The sequence below is a fragment of the Aquiflexum sp. TKW24L genome (assembly GCF_023502205.1).
Lineage (GTDB): Bacteria > Bacteroidota > Bacteroidia > Cytophagales > Cyclobacteriaceae > Cognataquiflexum.
Genome location: NZ_JAMFLG010000007.1, coordinates 52,569 through 71,750, shown reverse-complemented (window position 1 = coordinate 71,750; position 19,182 = coordinate 52,569). Strand labels below are relative to the sequence as shown.

At 38.3% G+C, this 19,182-nt stretch carries 21 protein-coding genes, 1 tRNA gene and 1 pseudogene; 9 read left to right on the top strand and 14 right to left on the bottom strand.

Features of this window, described 5'->3' with window-relative positions; translation table 11 throughout:
* Positions 1–88: 88 nt before the first annotated feature.
* Together M3O96_RS06610 and M3O96_RS06605 are read right to left on the bottom strand one after the other, a co-directional pair.
* Positions 89–895 (bottom strand): 3'-5' exonuclease, encoded by an 807-nt coding sequence (locus M3O96_RS06610; RefSeq protein WP_249719538.1) that lies wholly within the window; start codon positions 893–895, stop codon positions 89–91.
* Positions 895–2,268: a UDP-N-acetylmuramate--L-alanine ligase gene (locus tag M3O96_RS06605; RefSeq protein ID WP_249719537.1), complete on the bottom strand. Its 1,374-nt coding sequence runs from the start codon at positions 2,266–2,268 to the stop codon at positions 895–897. Before M3O96_RS06605 ends, M3O96_RS06610 begins: the two co-directional genes overlap by 1 nt.
* A 255-nt stretch (positions 2,269–2,523) precedes the next feature.
* Here M3O96_RS06605 and dnaB point away from each other — a divergent pair, with 255 nt between their 5' ends.
* On the top strand, positions 2,524–4,113 hold the full coding sequence (dnaB, locus tag M3O96_RS06600) for a replicative DNA helicase (protein ID WP_249719536.1): 1,590 nt from the start codon (positions 2,524–2,526) through the stop codon (positions 4,111–4,113).
* Positions 4,114–4,161: 48 nt separating this feature from the next.
* Entirely contained in the window at positions 4,162–5,163 is a 1,002-nt protein-coding gene (locus tag M3O96_RS06595) for a quinone oxidoreductase family protein (protein WP_249719535.1), read from the top strand.
* Here M3O96_RS06595 and M3O96_RS06590 read toward each other — a convergent pair.
* Positions 5,160–5,492 carry a tetratricopeptide repeat protein gene (locus M3O96_RS06590; RefSeq protein ID WP_249719534.1) on the bottom strand — a complete coding sequence of 111 codons (333 nt, stop codon included), beginning with the start codon at positions 5,490–5,492 and terminating at the stop codon, positions 5,160–5,162. The two genes, M3O96_RS06595 and M3O96_RS06590, sit on opposite strands and share 4 nt — an antisense overlap.
* A gap of 73 nt (positions 5,493–5,565) precedes the next feature.
* On the opposite strand from M3O96_RS06590, the gene M3O96_RS06585 reads away from it, so the two are divergent.
* From M3O96_RS06585 to M3O96_RS06570, 4 genes and pseudogenes are all read left to right on the top strand, one after another.
* Positions 5,566–6,303: an electron transfer flavoprotein subunit beta/FixA family protein gene (locus tag M3O96_RS06585; protein WP_249719533.1), complete on the top strand. Its 738-nt coding sequence runs from the start codon at positions 5,566–5,568 to the stop codon at positions 6,301–6,303.
* 35 nt (positions 6,304–6,338) lie between these two features.
* Positions 6,339–7,307, top strand: a complete 969-nt coding sequence (locus M3O96_RS06580; protein WP_249719532.1) for an electron transfer flavoprotein subunit alpha/FixB family protein — start codon at positions 6,339–6,341, stop codon at positions 7,305–7,307.
* A gap of 6 nt (positions 7,308–7,313) precedes the next feature.
* Positions 7,314–7,916 (top strand): bifunctional nuclease domain-containing protein, encoded by a 603-nt coding sequence (locus M3O96_RS06575; RefSeq protein ID WP_249719531.1) that lies wholly within the window; start codon positions 7,314–7,316, stop codon positions 7,914–7,916.
* A gap of 115 nt (positions 7,917–8,031) precedes the next feature.
* Positions 8,032–9,314: pseudogene (locus tag M3O96_RS06570) on the top strand (NupC/NupG family nucleoside CNT transporter).
* Between the two features lie 35 nt (positions 9,315–9,349).
* On the opposite strand, the gene M3O96_RS06565 reads toward M3O96_RS06570, so the two are convergent.
* Positions 9,350–9,787 carry a peptidylprolyl isomerase gene (locus tag M3O96_RS06565; RefSeq protein WP_249719530.1) on the bottom strand — a complete coding sequence of 146 codons (438 nt, stop codon included), beginning with the start codon at positions 9,785–9,787 and terminating at the stop codon, positions 9,350–9,352.
* A gap of 510 nt (positions 9,788–10,297) precedes the next feature.
* Between M3O96_RS06565 and M3O96_RS06560 the strand changes: the two genes are divergently transcribed.
* Positions 10,298–11,797: a peptide MFS transporter gene (locus tag M3O96_RS06560; protein WP_249719652.1), complete on the top strand. Its 1,500-nt coding sequence runs from the start codon at positions 10,298–10,300 to the stop codon at positions 11,795–11,797.
* Between the two features lie 47 nt (positions 11,798–11,844).
* Here the strand turns inward: M3O96_RS06560 and M3O96_RS06555 are convergent, their stop codons facing one another.
* The 6 genes from M3O96_RS06555 to M3O96_RS06530 all read right to left on the bottom strand — a co-directional run bounded on the left by M3O96_RS06555 (position 11,845) and on the right by M3O96_RS06530 (position 14,307).
* Entirely contained in the window at positions 11,845–11,991 is a 147-nt protein-coding gene (locus M3O96_RS06555) for a hypothetical protein (protein WP_249719529.1), read from the bottom strand.
* Positions 11,992–12,109: 118 nt separating this feature from the next.
* The gene (locus M3O96_RS06550; RefSeq protein WP_249719528.1) at positions 12,110–12,304 is read right to left on the bottom strand and encodes a hypothetical protein; all 195 of its coding nucleotides are present in this window, start codon (positions 12,302–12,304) and stop codon (positions 12,110–12,112) included.
* A 69-nt stretch (positions 12,305–12,373) separates the two neighbouring features.
* Positions 12,374–12,856 (bottom strand): hypothetical protein, encoded by a 483-nt coding sequence (locus M3O96_RS06545; RefSeq protein ID WP_249719527.1) that lies wholly within the window; start codon positions 12,854–12,856, stop codon positions 12,374–12,376.
* An 83-nt stretch (positions 12,857–12,939) separates the two neighbouring features.
* Positions 12,940–13,296, bottom strand: a complete 357-nt coding sequence (locus M3O96_RS06540; RefSeq protein ID WP_249719526.1) for a response regulator — start codon at positions 13,294–13,296, stop codon at positions 12,940–12,942.
* Between the two features lie 93 nt (positions 13,297–13,389).
* A complete protein-coding gene (locus M3O96_RS06535) occupies positions 13,390–13,725 on the bottom strand; it encodes an Mpo1-like protein (protein ID WP_249719525.1) in 336 nt (111 codons plus the stop codon).
* A 6-nt stretch (positions 13,726–13,731) separates the two neighbouring features.
* Positions 13,732–14,307 carry a DUF4136 domain-containing protein gene (locus tag M3O96_RS06530; protein WP_249719524.1) on the bottom strand — a complete coding sequence of 192 codons (576 nt, stop codon included), beginning with the start codon at positions 14,305–14,307 and terminating at the stop codon, positions 13,732–13,734.
* 181 nt (positions 14,308–14,488) lie between these two features.
* Between M3O96_RS06530 and M3O96_RS06525 the strand changes: the two genes are divergently transcribed.
* Positions 14,489–15,394, top strand: coding sequence for a DUF3078 domain-containing protein (locus tag M3O96_RS06525; RefSeq protein WP_249719523.1), 906 nt, complete (start codon positions 14,489–14,491; stop codon positions 15,392–15,394).
* Between the two features lie 130 nt (positions 15,395–15,524).
* Here the strand turns inward: M3O96_RS06525 and M3O96_RS06520 are convergent, their stop codons facing one another.
* The 3 genes from M3O96_RS06520 to sucC form a co-directional block, all read right to left on the bottom strand.
* Positions 15,525–16,361 (bottom strand): universal stress protein, encoded by an 837-nt coding sequence (locus M3O96_RS06520; protein WP_249719522.1) that lies wholly within the window; start codon positions 16,359–16,361, stop codon positions 15,525–15,527.
* A 136-nt stretch (positions 16,362–16,497) separates the two neighbouring features.
* Positions 16,498–16,571: transfer RNA gene (locus tag M3O96_RS06515), tRNA-Arg, on the bottom strand.
* Between the two features lie 17 nt (positions 16,572–16,588).
* Complete coding sequence (sucC, locus tag M3O96_RS06510; RefSeq protein ID WP_249719521.1) at positions 16,589–17,800, bottom strand: ADP-forming succinate--CoA ligase subunit beta; 1,212 nt, start codon at positions 17,798–17,800, stop codon at positions 16,589–16,591.
* Positions 17,801–17,939: 139 nt separating this feature from the next.
* Between sucC and M3O96_RS06505 the strand changes: the two genes are divergently transcribed.
* Positions 17,940–18,596, top strand: coding sequence for an ABC transporter ATP-binding protein (locus M3O96_RS06505; RefSeq protein WP_249719520.1), 657 nt, complete (start codon positions 17,940–17,942; stop codon positions 18,594–18,596).
* A 1-nt stretch (position 18,597) separates the two neighbouring features.
* On the opposite strand, the gene M3O96_RS06500 is transcribed toward M3O96_RS06505, so the two are convergent.
* The gene (locus tag M3O96_RS06500) at positions 18,598–19,047 is read right to left on the bottom strand and encodes a peroxiredoxin (protein WP_249719519.1); all 450 of its coding nucleotides are present in this window, start codon (positions 19,045–19,047) and stop codon (positions 18,598–18,600) included.
* Positions 19,048–19,182: the final 135 nt, after the last annotated feature.

Below are 19,182 nucleotides of genomic sequence, written 5' to 3'. Positions count from 1 at the left end.
AAAAATGCAGTCTGAAAAATCAGGCTGCATTTTGTTTTTAGAATTAATCAATTAATCACTAACCAATTAACCTAATCATTAACCCAAATTACCTCTGATTGAAACTTCTCAATTTGACTTGTGTGAATTTCCTTTTGGTATCCAATGGAAAATCTCCTTTCATCATCCAATCATAATAGGAAGGCTCCTCTTTCAGGACATTTTCGATGGTTTTCCCTTTGTGCTTTCCAAAATTAAAGCATTCCTCTCCACTTTCATTGAAAATAAACCTACCTGCAAGATCGACCATTTTTTCATTGAGCAGGGTATGGATTTTTTTCATGTCATTTTGGAAAACCCCAAGCTTGTTACCTTGCAAATCTTCCGCTTCATCACCATCGTATTTTTCCATTTGGGCCTTGAAGACTTCATAAGAAGCAACCGTGTCCGCTTCAGCACTATGCGCATTTTCAAGGGTTTTGCCGCAGTAAAACTTATAGGCTGCGGAAAGATTCCTTTTTTCCATCATATGGAAAATTTTCTGCGAGTCAAGGATATTTCTTTTTTCGATGTCAAAATCAATTCCTGCTCTCAAAAATTCTTCCACCAACAGGGGAATATCAAACTTGATTACATTGAAACCTGCCAAATCAGCTCCTTCTAGAAATTGGAACAACTCTCTGGAAAGTGTTTTGAATGTTGGAGATTCTTTGACATCCTTATCAAAAATGCCATGGATGGCTGAACTCTCTGCGGGTATTGCGATGGTTGGATTGACCAATGAAGTTTTGGTTTCCTGCCTTCCATTAGGATGGACTTTTAGGATGGAAATTTCTACGATCCGGTCTGTCGAAATATTGATGCCGGTAGATTCAAGGTCAAAAAATGCAATAGGTGTTTTCAGATTAAGATTCATTAGGATTGGATTTGATTGATTTTTGATTTGAGAATAGATAAGTCCATGTCATCATAATTACCCGAGCTCATCAATAACAAATTGGTAGATAGATAATTTTGTGTTTCTAGAAAATCTTTCAGTTTATCGATTTCCGTGAAAAGTATAAGGTCTTTTCTCTTGAAAGCATGTTGAAGAGTTTCTTCATCCATCAATTCAAGTTTCTTCAAAGATACGGCTTTTGGGTTTAAATAGATAACCGCAATATCAGCCATGTCAAAGGTGTGCGCATAGTTGTCCACAAAATCCTTATTCAACGAGCTGTAAGTATGCAATTCCTGAACGGCTATCAGTTTTCTTTCCGGAAACTGATTTTTGACCGCATTGACAGTAGCTTTCAGCTTGGATGGAGCATGCGCAAAATCCCTATACAGGATGGCCGTCTCCGATTTTGCCAGTATTTCCTGCCTTTTTGCAGCTCCCTTAAATTCCGGAATGGCAACGTAAAACTGGTCTTTTGTCAGGCCAAGAGATTCACAGATGTAAAGTGCGCCTTGGAGATTTTGAAGGTTATGTTCCCCAAAAATATTGATTTCCACTTCCTTATTGTCAGATATCAAAAAGGTTTTGCCTTCCCGAATTTCATAGGGATGTGCCTTGTAAGGAATCAGGTTAAGTTTATTTGGATCACATTTCATACCCAATGCATTGACATGCTCATCTTCCTGACAATAAATGAACGTTCCTCCATCAGGAGTCATATTGACCAAAATCTCAAATTGTTCCTTGTAATTCTCAAAAGTTGGGAAGACATTGAAATGATCCCAAGCAATTCCACTCATGAGCAGGATATCATGGTGGTAATGGAAAAACTTAGGTCTTCTATCCAAAGGTGAAGTCAAATACTCGTCTCCTTCGATGATGATGATGGGTGCATCCGAAAGTTTGACCATCAAATCAAACCCCTCTATCTGAGCACCAACAAGGTAATCAAAGTCCAATCCGTGGTATTGCAGAACATGCAAAATCATGGAAGTGATAGTCGTTTTGCCATGACTACCTGAAATGACCACTCTTTTTTTATCCTGGCTTTGTTCGTATATAAATTCCGGAAAGGAGAAAACAGGTATCTTCAGCTCTTTTGCTTTTTGTAGTTCAGGATTATCAATTCTGGCATGCATTCCAAGAATAATACCATCAAGATTTTCACTTATTTTCTCTGCAAACCAACCTTTTGCCTTAGGTAATATTCCTGCTTTTTCCAATCTGGTTCTCGATGGTTCATAGATTTCATCATCTGAACCGGTGACTTCATACCCTTTGGCCACCATTGAAAGTGCCAGGTTATGCATGACCGCGCCACCAATGGCGATAAAGTGATATTTTTTTGACATAATGTTTTCAGCAATGACCAAAAGTAATCAATCAAGGCAATCTGAAAAGAATGATTGTGGATTAATTTTGGGATTTTGAAACCTCCAATTCATTTGCAGAATTAAAGTTGATTAGAAGAGAAAAAAAATAATTTAAGCTAGTCTCAAGTCGTTAACATCTTAAGGATTTGATAATCTAAAGGTTAGCATTTTTGTTGATAACAGGGTGTATAACTTGTTTAAAAATATACCACCAAACGGGCTACTTTTGTTACTATGGCAGACAATAAACCTACAGGAAAAGATAGGATTACCAACAGAAGGAAACCGGATTTGGGGCTTACATCAGGCATGGGGAAATTACCACCACAGGCTACTGATTTGGAAGAGGCTGTGTTGGGTGCATTGATGTTGGAGAAGGATGCTTTGACCGCTGTCGTGGATATTTTGAAACCCGAAAGTTTTTATAAAGAATCCCATAAAGTAATTTTTTCTGCCATCCTGGATTTGTTTTCAGATAGTCAACCGATCGACTTACTGACCGTTACCAACCAACTTCGTAAAAAAGGACAATTGGAAATGGCTGGAGGTGCTTTTTTCATCACCGAATTAACGTCTAGGGTTTCTTCTGCTGCCAATATTGAATACCACGCAAGGATTGTCACTGAGCAGTCCATGAAAAGGGATATTATAAGCATTGCCTCGGAAGTTCAGCGGGAAGCCTTCGAAGACACTACGGATGTTTTTGAGTTGTTAGATAAAATGGAGCAGTCACTTTTTCAGATTTCTGAACAAAATATCCGAAAGAACTATTCGGATATGCGCTCGATCCTCAAAGAAGCTATCACAGAACTGGAATCCAAAAAGGGCCAAAAAGACGGCCTAACTGGGGTTCCAAGTGGATTTACTGCTTTGGATAGGGTTACCTCGGGATGGCAAAAATCCGACTTGGTCATCATCGCAGCAAGACCCGCTATGGGAAAAACAGCTTTTGTATTATCAGTTTTAAGAAATGCAGCTGTTGATCATAACCGACCTGTAGCGATATTTTCATTAGAGATGTCTTCAATTCAGTTAGTCAACCGTCTGATTTCATCAGAGGCTGAACTGGATTCTGAAAAGATCAAAAAAGGAAACCTTGCAGAATATGAATGGGAGCAATTGGTACACAAAACTGGGAAACTTTCCAAAGCCCCCCTTTTCGTAGATGATACTCCTGCACTTTCGATTTTGGAACTGAGGGCAAAATGCCGGAAACTCAAAGCCCAACATGACATCCAGATGATAGTAGTTGATTACCTTCAACTGATGTCAGGAGATAATAAGAATGGTGGAATGGGAGGAAACAGGGAACAGGAAATTGCAAGTATTTCAAGGGCTCTAAAGAAGATCGCCAAAGAATTGAGTGTGCCGGTGATTGCCCTTTCCCAATTGTCAAGAGCGGTAGAAACCAGAGGCGGTGACAAGCGTCCTCAATTGTCGGATTTGAGGGAATCAGGAGCCATCGAGCAAGATGCTGATATGGTCATGTTCCTTTACCGACCTGAATATTATGGTATAACCGAGGATGAGGATGGAAATTCCACGGCCGGAGTAGGAGAGGTGATCATTGCCAAGCACAGAAATGGTTCCCTGGATACTGTCAAGCTGAGATTCATCGGTAAATACACCAAGTTTACTGACCTCGAAATGAACACTCCCTACAAATCCCAAGAACCGCTTTATGGTCACAAATTCCCAAGCGGATCTTCTGGACAGGCTTTTGAATCAGGAAATACCATCAGGCTTTCCAGCAAAGCCAATGGTGGAGATTTGGATGATACTTTTCCAGGTGGACTTGGAAGCAACAAACCTGCGCCGTTTTAATCGGATCACATATTACTCAATTTCATTTATCAACTTATTTCTTCCCTTATGAAGGCTATCGTTCTCAATAGAAAACTTGCTGAAGGCATTGAATCGGTTGATATTTCTTTGCCTGTTTTGCCTTCAGATGAAGTTAGGATCGAGGTTAAGTCGGCTTCCCTAAACCACCGAGATGAATGGTGCCGTCAGGGAAAATATGCAAATCTGAAAGATGGAATTATTTTGGGTTCGGATGCTTCAGGAATTGTGGTTGAGGTTGGTCAGGATGTCGATCCAAAATGGATCGGAAAAGAAGTGATCATCAATCCTGCATCCGATTGGGGAGCTAACCCTGATGTGCAGTCAAAAGAATTCAAAATCATGGGCATGCCTGAGCATGGTACATTGGCGGAGTTTGTCCAAGTGAAATCAAATAGATTACATTCTAAGCCTGACCATTTGGATTGGGACGAAGCAGCAGCGCTACCTTTGGGAGGAGTGACAGCTTATCGGGCTTTGTTTCAGCAAGGAAATATCCAAGCCAAGGATCAAGTATTGGTTACAGGTTTTGGAGGTGGAGTGGCTCAATTTGGGGTCCAGTTTGCTTTAAGTCTTGGAGCAAAAGTATTCGTAAGCAGTAGCAATGATGATAAAATTCAGAAGGCCTTGGAGTTAGGTTGCTCCGGTGGATTCAATTACACCAATGAAAAATGGACTGAAAAGGCTATGTCCGAATGTGGTGGCTTTGACCTGATTATGGACAGCGCCATGGGAGATACTTTGAATAATCTCATTAAAGTCACAAAACCAGCTGGGAGGATCGTTTTTTATGGAGCTACAAGAGGAAATTCAACTGGATTTGAAAGCAGGAGAGTCTTTTGGAACCAGGTCAAGCTGATAGGCAGCACAATGGGAAATGATTCAGATTTTGAAAATATGCTAAACTTTGTCAAGGAAAATAAGATTGTCCCACTGATTGACAGAGTTTTTGATTTTGAAGGTGCAGTTCAAGCTTTCGACAGAATGAAGGAAGGAAAGCAAATGGGCAAAATTGTCATCAAAATTTCTTAATAAAGATCGTTTTCGAATAAAAAATTTTGGTAACTGTTTTTCAGTTCCTTGATGGCTTTTTCATCTTTTTGAAATTCAGCCAATTGGATTCCCTTCTCATAAATATTTTTGGAAGAAGTTACTTCTCCTTGATCGGCAAAAAATGAAGCAGCATGAAAATAGGTCGGTAGGTATTCGGGATATTCCTCCAAAAGTTTTTTGAAATAATCAGTGGCGGAATTTAAATCAAAGTCAAGGTGTTCAAGAGCCAAGGCATAGTAATTGAAAGGATTTTCAGGTTCCTGTTCGACAAATGATTTTAACATTGCAATACGTGCCACTTTGGACATGAATTCTTTTTTATATTATAGCCTAATTACTAAATTCACGCAATTTAAAAATAAATAACCTAAAAATTTATAGATGAAAATTCTTGTTTGCATTACCCACGTACCGGATACTACATCCAAAATCCAGTTTACAGATAATAATACCAAGTTTGATAAAAACGGAGTACAGTTCATCATTGGACCTTATGATGATTATGCTTTGGCGAGGGCGGTAGAGCTTAAAGAACAGTTGGGAGCCAGCTTAACGGTTTTGAATGTCGGTGAGGCTGAAACTGAACCAACTTTGAGAAAAGCATTGGCGATTGGGGCAGACGATGCCATCCGAGTCAATTCATTTCCTAAAGATTCTTTGTTTGTAGCAAAACAGATTGCCGCTATTGCGAGGCAAAATAATTATGACCTGATCTTAATGGGCAGAGAGTCCATAGACTTTAATGGCGGGATGGTTCATGGGATGGTTGGGGAATTGCTTGGTCTGCCTTCTGTCTCTCCGGTAATGAAGTTAGAAATTGAAGGTGAAAAAGTAAAAATGGCAAGAGAAATAGAAGGAGGAAAAGAAGATGTGGAAGCCACTCTTCCATTGATTGCCGGATGCCAAGAACCGATAGCAGAATGGAAAATCCCCAATATGAGAGGCATCATGTCTGCAAGAACAAAACCGCTGGTAGTAGTAGAACCAACTTCCGATAATGTCGCCACCGATGTCTTTTCTTTTGTATTGCCTCCAGCTAAAGGAGCGGTAAAGTTAGTCGACAAAGACAATGTGGGTGAATTGGTGAGATTGCTCAAAAACGAAGCAAAAGTACTTTAATAATTATTTAATAAGCATCTGAAAAACAAATTGATATGTCAGTTTTAGTATATATAGAGCATGCGGAAGGTTCCGTAAAAAAAACAAGTTTAGAAGCCATTTCTTATGCCAAAGCTTTGTCTGAAAAGCTTTCATCGGGAGATGTTATTGCAGTAGCATTAGGGTCTATTTCCTCTGATGAATTGGCAAAAGCAGGAACAGCAGGAGCTTCAAAAGTCCTCCATGTAAATGATTCAAAATTGACAGAAGGGATCATTCAAGCACATGCGGAGGCAGTAGCTCAAGTGTATAAGAAAGTAAACGCTACTACTTTGGTCTTGGCTAAATCCTCCTTGGGAGATGCTGTGGCCTCTAGATTAGCTATAAAATTGGATGCCGGATTGGTTTCTAATGTTGTGGAACTTCCCGATACCTCTTCCGGATACAAAGTGAAAAGAAGTATTTACACAGGAAAGGCTTTTGCTGAAACCCAGGTAAATACAGAGCATAAGATCCTGGCAGTAAGAAAGAATGCTGTAGATCTGAAAACGGACGGTGGTAGTGCAGCAGTTGAGGAAGTTTTACTTGATATAGCTCCAGAAAATTTCGCGACAAAAATCACTTCTACAGATAAGGCTACCGGTGAAATTTTACTTCCGGAGGCAGATATTGTTGTTTCTGGAGGTAGAGGAATGAAGGGTCCCGAGAATTGGGGAATGATAGAGGAATTGGCTCATGAACTTGGTGCTGCTACAGGTTGTTCCAAACCAGTATCTGACATTGGCTGGAGACCACATCATGAGCACGTGGGACAGACAGGTGTAAAAGTTGCCCCGACTTTATATATAGCTGTTGGAATTTCGGGTGCTATTCAACATCTTGCGGGCGTAAATTCATCAAAATACATTGTGGTTATCAATAAAGATCCTGAAGCTCCGTTCTTCAAAGCCGCAGACTATGGCATTGTCGGAGATGCATTTGAAATTCTTCCAAAACTAACTGAAGCCGTTAAAGCCCAAAAATAAATAACTGTGGATCAAACTATTGAACTCGAAATTTTAGGATTATCATCAAACCACTCTCAGTCAGGCTCTTTTACTTTGGTAATGGGAGAAATAGGTGGGAGTAGGAGACTTCCTATAGTTATCGGAATGTTTGAAGCCCAGGCCATTGCCATTGAAATAGAGAAAATCATTCCAAATAGGCCTATGACGCATGACCTGTTCAAATCTTTTTCTTCAAACTTCAACTTTTCCATTGACCATATTTTAATTTCAGATATGCGAGAAGGGGTGTTTTATGCAAAATTAGTATGTAAAAATGTCTCCAAAACTGTGGAAATAGATACAAGGCCTTCGGATGCAATAGCAATTGCAGTAAGATTTGATGCTCCGATCTATTGTGTTTCAAAGGTCATGTCCGAGGCGGCCATTGAATTCAATGAAGAGGAAGAAAAGAAAGATCCACAAAAGCAGATCAAATCCGGTAAGACTTCTGCCACTACTCCAAGAAGCACGGATTCCTTAAAGGATTTTAGCCTAGATAAGCTCAATCAAATGCTCGATAAAGCCATCATTAACGAGGATTATGAAAAGGCAGCAAGAATAAGAGATGAAATAAACAGGAGAAACTGAGTTGTAAGCCTGGTCAAAGCCAGGTTTACTTTTTTCTGGAGAGAGGGGATTTTTTTGAAACCATCACGCCCTTTAAAATTTGAATAAATGAATAAAATTTAATCTAAACTATTGCATGGATTATTTTAGAGGTTTGTTAGGTATTTTGGTTTTGCTATCTGTTGCGTTTATTTTTTCATCTAATAAAAGAAGAGTTGATTGGAGACTTGTAGGGATCGGGGTTGCTCTTCAGGCATTATTTGGATTTTTGATTACGAAGGTTGAGACAGTAGCTCAGATTTTCGCTTTAGTTAGCCGTGCTTTTGTTAAATTTTTGAGCTTTTCTGCTGATGGTGCGACATTTATTTTCGGTGATTTAGCGACTAATACTTTTGGATTCATATTTGCATTTCAGGTTTTACCCACCATTATCTTTTTTTCGACAGTGTCTGCGGGACTTTATTATCTAGGAATTTTACAAAAAGTGGTCTTTGGGATAGCTTGGGTCATGGCCCGAACGATGAGGCTATCGGGACCAGAGAGTCTCTCAGCTGCAGGAAATATATTTTTGGGACAAACAGAAGCACCTCTTTTGGTACGGCCTTTTATCCCTACCATGTCAAAATCAGAATTGATGTGTTTAATGACAGGCGGTATGGCGACTATTGCGGGAGGTGTATTGGCTGGTTATGTAGCATTTTTGGGTGGTGACAGTCCTGCAGAACAGACAAAGTTTGCTGCGTATCTCTTGGGTGCGAGTATCATGAACGCACCTGCTGCCATCGTCATGTCCAAAATCATGATTCCGGAAACAGACCGCGAAGCCATCAATAGTAAGCTGGAAGTAAATGAGGAAAGTATGGGCGTCAACCTGATTGACGCCATGTCTATTGGCGCTTCTGAGGGGTTAAAATTGGCACTGAATGTAGGAGGAATGCTGTTGGCTTTTATTGCTGTGATTGCGGCCCTTAATTATATTCTTTCCGGGCTCATTGGAAATTATACAGGCTTGAATGAGGTCATTGTATCTTCGACCAATGGTCAGTTCTCCGGATTTTCCTTAGAATATATATTGGGTCAGATTTTTAGGGTATTTGCATGGGTGATAGGCATTGAATGGAGTCAAACCTTACAGGTAGGATCTCTGTAGGCCAAAAAACCGTGATCAATGAATTTGTCGCTTATTTAAGTTTGGCGGACATGAAAAATGCAGGTACACTTTCCTCCAAATCCATCGTAATTGCGACCTATGCATTATGTGGTTTTTCTAACTTCAGTTCTATTGCCATTCAGGTTGGAGGGATAGGCAGTATAGCTCCTAACCAACAGGGAAATTTATCAAAATTAGGAATGAGAGCGTTGATGGCGGCAACATTGGCCTGTCTGATGACAGCCACCATAGCGGGAGCTTTATTCTAAAAAAGAAAGGCCTGAATCACTTCAGGCCTTTGTACTTAATCTTCGAGAATGGTAATTTTTTCAATTTTATCTCCTTGACGGATCGCGTCAATAACTTCTAGTCCATCTACAACTTTTCCAAAGCAGGTGTGGTTTCTGTCCAAGTGCTTGGTATTGTCTCGGCTATGGCAGATAAAAAACTGGGAACCCCCTGTGTTTCTGCCTGCATGTGCCATTGAAAGAACGCCTCTGTCATGGTATTGGTTATCACCTGTCAACTCACAGTCGATTTTGTAACCGGGACCACCTGTGCCCGTTCCATTGGGGCAGCCTCCTTGAATCATGAAATTTGGTATTACCCTATGGAAAGTCAACCCATCGTAAAATCCTTTTTTTGAAAGTGCGATAAAGTTATCAACTGCCTTTGGTGCATCTTTTTCAAAAAATTCCACCTTCATTAGGCCTTTTTCAGTAAGTATTTCTGCTGTTTTCATAAATTTTATTTTGGCAAAAATAGAAAATAATATGAGGCAAAATTTCTATTTTGAAAAAATAAAAAGGAGTGCAACGCACTCCTTTGGGTTGGGTTTATTCTCTGGTTACAATCAATTGACTAAAACGGTTTCTTTTCCTCAATAATTCTATGAATTATTGATTGCTGTTTCAAATATAAATAAATAATGGAACATAGAATAATAAAAAACCCTCATTTTTTGGATAAACAATCGATTACGAGCATTATTTTTTTGAGATGGATAGAATTACAAACTAACAGATTATTTGGCATGGAGAGGGGGTAAATGAATGGGTTTTTCAATTAGAATATAAATTTGGTTTTGAATCAGGAAAAGTAGAATTTGGGCAATTCATTTGTCATTCATGTTTATTAAGTAATCACCTTTAACAAATTAGAAATTTTGGAAAATAAATTTGAGAATAACCAAAGTCCTGTCCAGGTTGATCTGTATCCGGGTCCAACCATATTTGGTCATCCAAAAGGATTGATGACACTTTTCTTTACTGAGATGTGGGAACGTTTCAGTTTTTATGGTATGCGTGCACTTTTGATATTGTTTATGACCACTGCGATCATTGATGGAGGCTTGGGATTTGATGACAAAACTTCTGGGGCAATTTATGGCCTTTATACAATGGGAGTTTACCTACTTGCACTGCCGGGAGGTTGGTTTGCGGACAGGCTTTTTGGATTAAAAAAATCAGTTTGGTATGGGGGGATTATTATAGCATTGGGTCACTTTACAATGGCTTTGCCTGGTTTTTTTAATTTGGTGGGTGGAGATTCGGTTGTAAAGGAATCACTTTCCTTATTGGATACAAACTCATTCTATATGGGATTGATTTTGATTGTGATAGGTACAGGACTTTTGAAGCCAAATATCAGTTCGATCGTAGGACAGCTTTATCCTGTGGGCAGTTCAAAAAGAGATGCTGGTTTTTCAATCTTTTACATGGGGATCAATCTTGGGGCATTTATTGCTCCTATTGCATGCAGTACATTGGCGATCTATGATTGGCATTTAGGATTTGGTTTGGCAGGTTTAGGAATGGTATTTGGTTTGATTCAATACAGATTGACTAGCTCAAATTTGGTGGGTTATGGTGACGAGATCGTAATTGCAACAGAAAAGGATGTATTAGAAAGAAAGAAGTTAATCAGAATACTTCTTATAATTGGATCCCTTGTTTTGTTTGTATTGACTCTTTTGTTTTTGGGCCTAATACCGATAAATGTTTTGGCATTGGCGGGGGCTTCAGGGACCATAATAGCAATTGTGGCTTTTGTTTACCTGGGATATGTCATTTTGTTTGGCGGTTTAAGTCAAGATGACCGAAATAAAGTAGGCGTAATTGCCATTCTGTTTTTGTTTTCTGCGCTGTTTTGGTCAGGATTTGAGCAGGCTGGTTCTACTTTGAATCTATTTGCAGAAAGGTTTACAGATAGGAACTTTCTTGGATGGGAAATACCTGCCGGCTATTTCCAATCTGTAAATTCCATGTTTATCATCATTTTCGCACCGTTTTTTGGTGCACTATGGGTCTGGCTAGGAAGGAGAAACCTTGAACCAAGCTCACCATTGAAGTTTGCGATGGGATTAATTTTACTGGGGATGGGATTTTTGGTAATGTACTTTGCAGCTAAAATTGCCGCTTCAGGAAATTTGGCCGCACCAACTTGGTTGATTTTCACCTATTTGCTTCACACTTTCGGAGAGCTAAGCTTAAGTCCTGTCGGATTGAGTTTGGTTACAAAATTAGCACCGGCCAAATATGGAGGTCAAATGATGGGGATCTGGTTTCTTTCAGTATCGCTTGGCAATTTATTCGCAGGTTTGATTGCCGGTGAAGCCAGTGGAGGTACTGATGAAGCTCTTGCCCAGATGCCGGGTCAGTATATGATAATTGTATTTACCGCGGTAGGAGCAGGGTTGTTATTATTGCTATTGAGCAAACCGATCAGAAAATTGATGGGTAATGTCCATTAAAAAATAAAAATGAGGAGAAAATAAAAAGGGTCAAAAATTGACCCTTTTTATTTTCTTTTAACTTCTTTCGGAGCCTTCGTGCTTCTGAAATCAATGGCTGAAAGACCTGCACCTAGTCCAATCAGGATGCAAACAATCAGCAAAAATAATTGTGCACCGGATGCAATAGGGGAACTGAATATTTGGAATAGCATATATGTAAAAGGTTTCTTGAGACTTATTTTCGAAAGATAGTGTACAATGGATTTTAGACAAAATTTGAATTAAAAAAAAAGCAGGAATAAAATTGAAACTTCCTGCTTTTTTGCTCTATCAATCAATTTCGTCGTCAAGTTCCTCATCAAAATCATCATCATCGAAATCATCGTCTTCCAAATCGTCGAAATCCTCGTCTAGCAGTTCGCTGTCTTCCTCAAGATCGTACACCTCGTCTTTAAATTCTTCAGCAAACTCATCGTCATCCTCGAAATCTTCGATTTCTTCTAAATCATCTTCAAAGTCGTCCATAGTATTAATAAGGTTAATGGTTTAAATATCAAATGAATTGACGGGTGCTAATTAAATCAAAATAAATATTTAAGCAAATACCTTATCAAGGTTATTTTTTTGCAACAAACTGGCATCTAGACTACCTTCTTCTTCAATCCACTGATTTTCTAGCATTTCCAACCAAGTTTCAAAATAAAGAATTACATCTGCCCTGTTATTTTTTTCCATTTGATTTCTCTTAGGGAGAGGAATATTACTCAAAATTTTCGGGTCAGATAGTTTTTCAAGTTGCCTGAGTTCACTGATTTTAAGCCCTTTTTCAAGCATTTTGCTTATCATCAAGTCCATTGGAAAACCACTTTCCGGACAATAGTCTAACAATTGGTCATTCCAATCACCGTGTTTTTCCATAGCAAATCTATGGATATCTTCTTTTGTGAGGTGGATAAGTTCTTGGGCTAGGTTACCGCAATTGCAAGCACCCATGTGACCCCATTGATAGGGAGATCCTTTTTTTAGTTTTTTGATCGTACTTCTTATCGCAGCGATCAGTTCAAAATTTGTAGACATGGAAGGAATTTTTTTAAAAAGTTAACTATAAAAAACCTATCAGGTTTACCAAAAAGTAATTTTTTTAAAAAAATAAGATCTATTTAATTGAATATATTTTTGATGTATTTTTTTACCAGAGGTTTAGATAGATATTTTTTGACAATGGCATAGTTGGTGGCTTTTACAATGTCTCTCTCATCCACTGAACTGCTCAGGATATAGATCTCGGGATTGATACCCTCTGTCCTGAATTCTTCAAGAAAATCCCAACCGGTCATTTCCGGCATATTAAGATCCAAAAACAAGTAATTTGGATCAATAAGATATATATCCTGTAGCGCTTTGGTTGCACTCTGGAACTTAAAAATCTTATGAGGGACTTTTATATTTTTACTGATCAACTTTTCAGTTACAAATGTACTGATCGGATCATCGTCTATGAGAACTATTCTTACCATATAATACAAAATATTGAATCTGAAATACAATATGCTTATTACAAAATTACTTCTAATGTTCGTAATTACAACATTCCCTGAACAAAAAATATGTTAATTTTTTATTTTTTGAGGATTAAAGTGCTCTTTTCCAAATAGGAGATGAAAAAACAGTAAAAAGTCTGATGCAAGACTGTAAAATGGATATTGGAAAGTTGCGGGTTTATTCTTTTCAAAGAAGAAATGACCCACCCATGCGAAGCCATATCCAACAACAGGAATAGCGAATAACAGGTAATAAAAAGAAAAGTAAATGGCCGCTCCCAAAATGAAAAACAAAAGAGCAGTTCCAATAAAGTGGAGCTTTCTGCTAGTGGGATTTTGATGCTCAGCGAGATAATATGGATAAAAATCCTTCAGACTAGTAAATTTTTCTTGCTGGTTTTTCATGGTACTTTAGTTTCTGGGGATTTTAACATGACTATTGTAAGTCTGGACGATTTTTTCAATAGATTTTATCGCTTTATTTTTCTTGTCCTTTGGACTGGTGACTTCTGAAACTGCAGTGAGCTGCATGAGAATTTTGTCATTTTTTGGATCTATAAAGTCTACCATGATTTGCATCAGTTGATAGTTTTTTGTGGAAACAAGGTTTTGTTGGTCCATAAATCGGGGATCATACATCCAAGGATCCCATACGCGGCCACCCCACATCGGGTACCGATTATTATAAACTTCTTTTTGCCTTGAATCTTCATTTGAAGTGTACCTGATGACTAGTTCCGGATTGTCTCTTTCATAAATAAGACCTTGATCTTCTAGTTGTGATTGGATGTGATCTGCTACTATGGCATCCAAATAGACATCACTGAAACCCTTATGACCGAGTTCTTTATTTGTTATTACAAAACTCTTATACTCCTTGTAAGGAGCGAATTCTGTGTTCTCCTTAAATATCTCAATGGAATTACAGGAAACCAGAATAAAGTACAAAAAAGGTAATAATATGGTTCTTTTATATTGGGTTATCATTGTTTGGCAACTCAGGTTGATTATCTCTAAATATTCAACTCCAATATTCTAAAAAAGGATATAAGTACATAGAAATATTTAAGAGAAATTTTTTTATTTACATTAAAATCCAACTAGTTATATCCATAACCTTATTTATTTTCTTATTTAATTTGCTTTTATTTTACTTAACTCAATAATTATGAAAAAACTATTTACCATTTGTTTAATTTCCTTTTTAAGCCAAATCGGATTTTCTCAAGATATATTACAGCTGTCCGACAGTGCAGTAAATACTTTAAAAGATACCACTTATTGGGATAAAGAATTAAGTGTAGGTTTCAATCTAAATCAGGCTTCATTTTCAGGAAATTGGAAGGCAGGGGGTGTCAATTCTTTTGCTTTGGGATCAATTCTAAGTGGCAAAGCCAACTATGCCAAGGAAAAGTGGAGTTGGGACAACCAATTAGAACTCATCTATGGGGTTGTAAAAAATGATGACCAAGGTCTGAGGAAATCTAATGACAGAATTTTTATGGATTCAAAAGTGGGATATAAAATCAATGAAAAGTGGGGTTATTTTACTTCATTGAACTTTATTACCCAATTTACAGACGGATTTGACTATACTGCTGATGATCCGGTTTTGATTTCAAGGTTTTTTGCGCCTGCTTTTCTGACTACAGGTTTCGGGTTAGAGTATAAGCCAAACGAGGACTTTGCATTACGATTGGCACCCTTCTCGCCAAGATTTACATTTGTGACTGACACAGAACTAATCAATACTGTTCCGCTTAATTATGGTGTCCCGGCAGGTCAAACAATGAGAGCAGAGTGGCTTGCTTTCCAGATATTCATGACCTACAATAAGAAATTCAGTGAAAACCTGACTTTAAATTCCCGATATCAAATTTTTGCCAATTTGGAAACTTTGGAGTTCCGCACCATAGATCACAGATTGGATTTTACATTGATAGCCAAAATAACCAGATATGTCGATGTCACATTTACGAGTATCAATGTATACGATATTGATATGGTAGAAGGCATTCAATTTAGCCAAGCCCTTGCTTTGGGTATTTTGTACAAAGTGAGTAATAAAAAGTAGGTTTTTGCTGAGCTTTTCTTTAAAAAATTTTGATTATTACATTTATGTATTATTTTTGTTTCAATTGTGGTAGTTAAATAATAGTTGGTTTAGTTTTCATAAAAAGGGCAGGAGAAATTCTCCTGCTTTTTTACTTTTTGACCGCTTTGATACTTATTACCGGTAGTTCGGTAAGTCCAATGAGATTTTCGGTTATACTAGGAGAGAAATATTGTTTTAAATCAGACTTTCCATAAGTAATTATGGCTATGCCGTCTGAATTTATTTTTTCTGCAAATTGTAATATTCCTCTTTCTTCTTTGAATGAATCGATGATGTTGATTTCATGCGCATAAATTGCAAATTCATTGAGAAATTCTTTTCCGAAATTTAATATGTCGTTTGTTTCAAGAAAATAGGTAGGTGTATTGATATAAACTACTTTGAGTTTGACCTGAAGGATTTCAGCGAGATTTTCCACCATCTTAAAAGTTGGACCGGTTTCCTCTTTAAAATTGGTAGCAAGGACCAATTTTTCGAGTTTAAGTTTTTCAGGAAGATTTTTGACCACAATGACAGGGACTTTAGAATTTCTCAACATGCTGTATGTATTGGTCCCAAGGATATAATCCTTGAAACCGTAGACTCCATGCGAACCCATTACAACCATGTCTATGTGTTCAGCCTCAACATAACGGTGGATTTTTTCATTGGAATTATTGAAAATGAGTATTTTTCGTGACTTTATACCTAGAGCTCCGGCCTGTTTTACCAAGTCATTAAGTTTTTGTTTGGATTGGGCGATTTCCTCTTTGGCATCAGGGAAAAGGTTTTCCTGCTCTTTTGTTAATTTTGACCAATCAACAGGGGTATTGATGACATGGAGGAAAACCAGCTCAGCGTCAATTTTTTGGGCTAAGAAGAAGGCGTATTTTTCAGCATTTTTGGCACAGTCTGAAAAATCGGTAGGAACAAGTATCTTTTTCATGGCTCTAAGGGTTTATTTCTTCTGTATGACATAAAAATACCCAAGCAAAAACCAAATTATACTATTCTAAATCAGATAGTCATATGATAAAAATCATTTAGAAAAACAAAAGCCCCAGGTCAAACCTGAGGCTTTGTGCGCGCGGAAGGATTCGAACCCTCAACCCTCGGAGCCGAAATCCGATATTCTATCCAATTGAACTACGCACGCTTTAATAACAACTCTTATTAAGATATAGCAGCTTTTACTTTTTCAGCAGCATCTTTCAATGTAATGGCGGAGGAAACTTTCAGCCCCGATTCATCTATTATTCTAGCACCTTCTTCTGCATTGGTTCCTTGGAGTCTTACAATAATTGGAACTGGGATGTCTCCAATAGATTTGTATGCTTCCACGACGCCATTGGCGATTCTGTCACACCTTACAATTCCTCCAAAAACATTGATAAGAATGGCTTTAACATTTGGGTCTTGAAGGATTATCCTAAATCCTGCTTCCACAGTGACAGCATTGGCTCCTCCTCCCACATCGAGGAAGTTGGCAGGTTCACCACCTGAAAGCTTGATCATGTCCATGGTAGCCATTGCAAGTCCGGCGCCATTGACCATACATCCCACATTTCCATCCAATTTCACATAATTCAAACCTGATTTGCCTGCTTCCACTTCCAAAGGATCTTCTTCCGCAATGTCTCTCAACTCGGCAAGGTCTTTTTGTCTGTAAAGTGCATTGTCATCAAGATTTACTTTGGCGTCAACTGCCAAAATTTTATCGTCTGAGGTCTTTAAAACTGGGTTGATTTCGAACTGGGCTGCATCTGAACCGATATAGGCATTGTAAAGGGAGGTGATGAATTTTACCATTTCCTTGAAGGCAACTCCTTCCAACCCTAATTTGAAAGCAACTTTTCTGGCTTGAAAGCCTTGAAGACCTAATCTAGGGTCAATCCATTCTTTAATGATTTTTTCAGGGTGTTTTTCGGCTACTTCCTCAATGTCCATTCCACCTTCTGTAGAAGCCATGATGACATTGCAACCTTTTCCTCTGTCCAACAAGATGGACAAATAATATTCTTTAGGTTCAGAAGCTCCTGGATAATAAACATCCTCTGCTACCAAAACTTTGTTTACTTTTTTGCCTTCAGCACCAGTTTGAATGGTAACCAAAGTTCCACCAAGGATACCCGCTGCTTTTACAGGAACATCTTCGAGACTCTTTGCCAAAATAACTCCGCGGGAACCTGTTTCATTCACCAATCCTTTACCTCTTCCACCTGCATGGATCTGGGCTTTGATTACATACCAGGAAGTTCCGGTTGTAGCGTTAAGTTTCTTGGCGGCTTCCAAAGCTCCTTCAGGGCTGTCTGCAACTAACCCTTCCTGAATTCTGACGCCATAGCTCTTCAAAAGTTCTTTAGCTTGATATTCGTGTATGTTCATCCTTATGAAAATTTTTGCCCGAAGTTAAGCGCTACATGTTTATTTATCAAATTAACATCCGCTCTTTTGGTAAATAAATCCCTTCAATGGTACCATAGGAATATGTAATATTTATATTTGGTGACTAAAATTACAATATATGCTGGTTGCAAAGGGAATCCATAAAAACTATGGAGACTTACATGTCCTCAAGGGGGTGGATGTAAATATCAATTCGGGTGAAGTAGTATCCATCGTGGGATCCTCCGGTGCTGGAAAAAGTACCTTATTGCATATCTTGGGGACTTTGGATCAGGCAGACCAAGGTGAAGTCAATATTGGTAAAACCTTAATAACAGGGCTGAGAGGTGATAAGTTAGCAGAATTCAGAAACCGAGAAATTGGATTTATTTTCCAGTTTCACAATCTTCTACCTGAATTTACCGCTGAGGAAAATATCATGATTCCGGGTCTTATTGCAAACAAGACCATGAATGATGTCCGAAAAAGAGCAGGCCAATTGGCAGAGAGGTTGGGGATAAGCAGTAGACTTGGTCATAAACCTTCAGAACTTTCCGGTGGTGAACAGCAGAGGGTCGCGGTGGCAAGGGCTTTAGTCAATGATCCAAAAATAATTTTTGCGGATGAACCAAGTGGAAACCTAGACTCCAAAAGTGCAGAGGCATTGCACAAGCTATTTTTTGAATTAAGAAAAGAATTCGGCCAGTCTTTCGTGATTGTGACTCATAATCAAGAACTTGCTCAAATGGCTGACCGAACCCTCGTCATGCAGGATGGTAAGATTATCGGTCAGTAAATCACTTCTTCAACAACTTAATCATTTCATCCACATGTTTTTTTGATTCAAACATATCAGAATAAGCACCCCGTATCACGTGATTGCTATCAAGAAAATAGGTCACTCGTTTTGGCATTTTTACAAGTGGTATTAGCGCATCATAAAGTTTGCAAACATTTCCGGTTCCATCACTCAAAAGTTCGAAGGGGAGATTGTTCTCTTTTTTGAATTTTAGGTGGGTAGTGATTGTGTCTCTGCTTATTCCGACTACTGGGACATCCAAATCTCTGAAAGCAGAAAATTGATCCCTAAAATCACAGGCTTCTGCAGTGCAGACTTTGGTAAAATCCTTTGGGTAGAAATATATGACACATGGCTTTCCTGCAGCATGGATTGATAATGTAAATTTTTCTCCTGAGGTCGAAGGTAATGTGAAGTCAGGGGACTTTTGTCCAATCTTGAGTGCCATATTTTTGCTTTTTTTGAAAGAATATTAGATTGGTATTACTCAGATCATCCCTGTTTGTTCAAAAGGTCATCAAAATTCAAAATTAATTTTAAACAATCACTTTTGATTTTTCTTATTCCATTAGATTTGAAAAAA

What these genes read in the sequence shown, in the direction of transcription:
- M3O96_RS06610 (WP_249719538.1), bottom strand. Translation starts at nt 895, where the DNA reads ATGAATCTTAATCTGAAAACACCTATTGCATTTTTTGACCTTGAATCT.
- M3O96_RS06605 (WP_249719537.1), bottom strand. Translation starts at nt 2,268, where the DNA reads ATGTCAAAAAAATATCACTTTATCGCCATTGGTGGCGCGGTCATGCAT.
- dnaB (WP_249719536.1), top strand. Translation starts at nt 2,524, where the DNA reads ATGGCAGACAATAAACCTACAGGAAAAGATAGGATTACCAACAGAAGG.
- M3O96_RS06595 (WP_249719535.1), top strand. Translation starts at nt 4,162, where the DNA reads ATGAAGGCTATCGTTCTCAATAGAAAACTTGCTGAAGGCATTGAATCG.
- M3O96_RS06590 (WP_249719534.1), bottom strand. Translation starts at nt 5,492, where the DNA reads ATGTCCAAAGTGGCACGTATTGCAATGTTAAAATCATTTGTCGAACAG.
- M3O96_RS06585 (WP_249719533.1), top strand. Translation starts at nt 5,566, where the DNA reads ATGAAAATTCTTGTTTGCATTACCCACGTACCGGATACTACATCCAAA.
- M3O96_RS06580 (WP_249719532.1), top strand. Translation starts at nt 6,339, where the DNA reads ATGTCAGTTTTAGTATATATAGAGCATGCGGAAGGTTCCGTAAAAAAA.
- M3O96_RS06565 (WP_249719530.1), bottom strand. Translation starts at nt 9,787, where the DNA reads ATGAAAACAGCAGAAATACTTACTGAAAAAGGCCTAATGAAGGTGGAA.
- M3O96_RS06560 (WP_249719652.1), top strand. Translation starts at nt 10,298, where the DNA reads ATGACACTTTTCTTTACTGAGATGTGGGAACGTTTCAGTTTTTATGGT.
- M3O96_RS06555 (WP_249719529.1), bottom strand. Translation starts at nt 11,991, where the DNA reads ATGCTATTCCAAATATTCAGTTCCCCTATTGCATCCGGTGCACAATTA.
- M3O96_RS06550 (WP_249719528.1), bottom strand. Translation starts at nt 12,304, where the DNA reads ATGGACGACTTTGAAGATGATTTAGAAGAAATCGAAGATTTCGAGGAT.
- M3O96_RS06545 (WP_249719527.1), bottom strand. Translation starts at nt 12,856, where the DNA reads ATGTCTACAAATTTTGAACTGATCGCTGCGATAAGAAGTACGATCAAA.
- M3O96_RS06540 (WP_249719526.1), bottom strand. Translation starts at nt 13,296, where the DNA reads ATGGTAAGAATAGTTCTCATAGACGATGATCCGATCAGTACATTTGTA.
- M3O96_RS06535 (WP_249719525.1), bottom strand. Translation starts at nt 13,725, where the DNA reads ATGAAAAACCAGCAAGAAAAATTTACTAGTCTGAAGGATTTTTATCCA.
- M3O96_RS06530 (WP_249719524.1), bottom strand. Translation starts at nt 14,307, where the DNA reads ATGATAACCCAATATAAAAGAACCATATTATTACCTTTTTTGTACTTT.
- M3O96_RS06525 (WP_249719523.1), top strand. Translation starts at nt 14,489, where the DNA reads ATGAAAAAACTATTTACCATTTGTTTAATTTCCTTTTTAAGCCAAATC.
- M3O96_RS06520 (WP_249719522.1), bottom strand. Translation starts at nt 16,361, where the DNA reads ATGAAAAAGATACTTGTTCCTACCGATTTTTCAGACTGTGCCAAAAAT.
- sucC (WP_249719521.1), bottom strand. Translation starts at nt 17,800, where the DNA reads ATGAACATACACGAATATCAAGCTAAAGAACTTTTGAAGAGCTATGGC.
- M3O96_RS06505 (WP_249719520.1), top strand. Translation starts at nt 17,940, where the DNA reads ATGCTGGTTGCAAAGGGAATCCATAAAAACTATGGAGACTTACATGTC.
- M3O96_RS06500 (WP_249719519.1), bottom strand. Translation starts at nt 19,047, where the DNA reads ATGGCACTCAAGATTGGACAAAAGTCCCCTGACTTCACATTACCTTCG.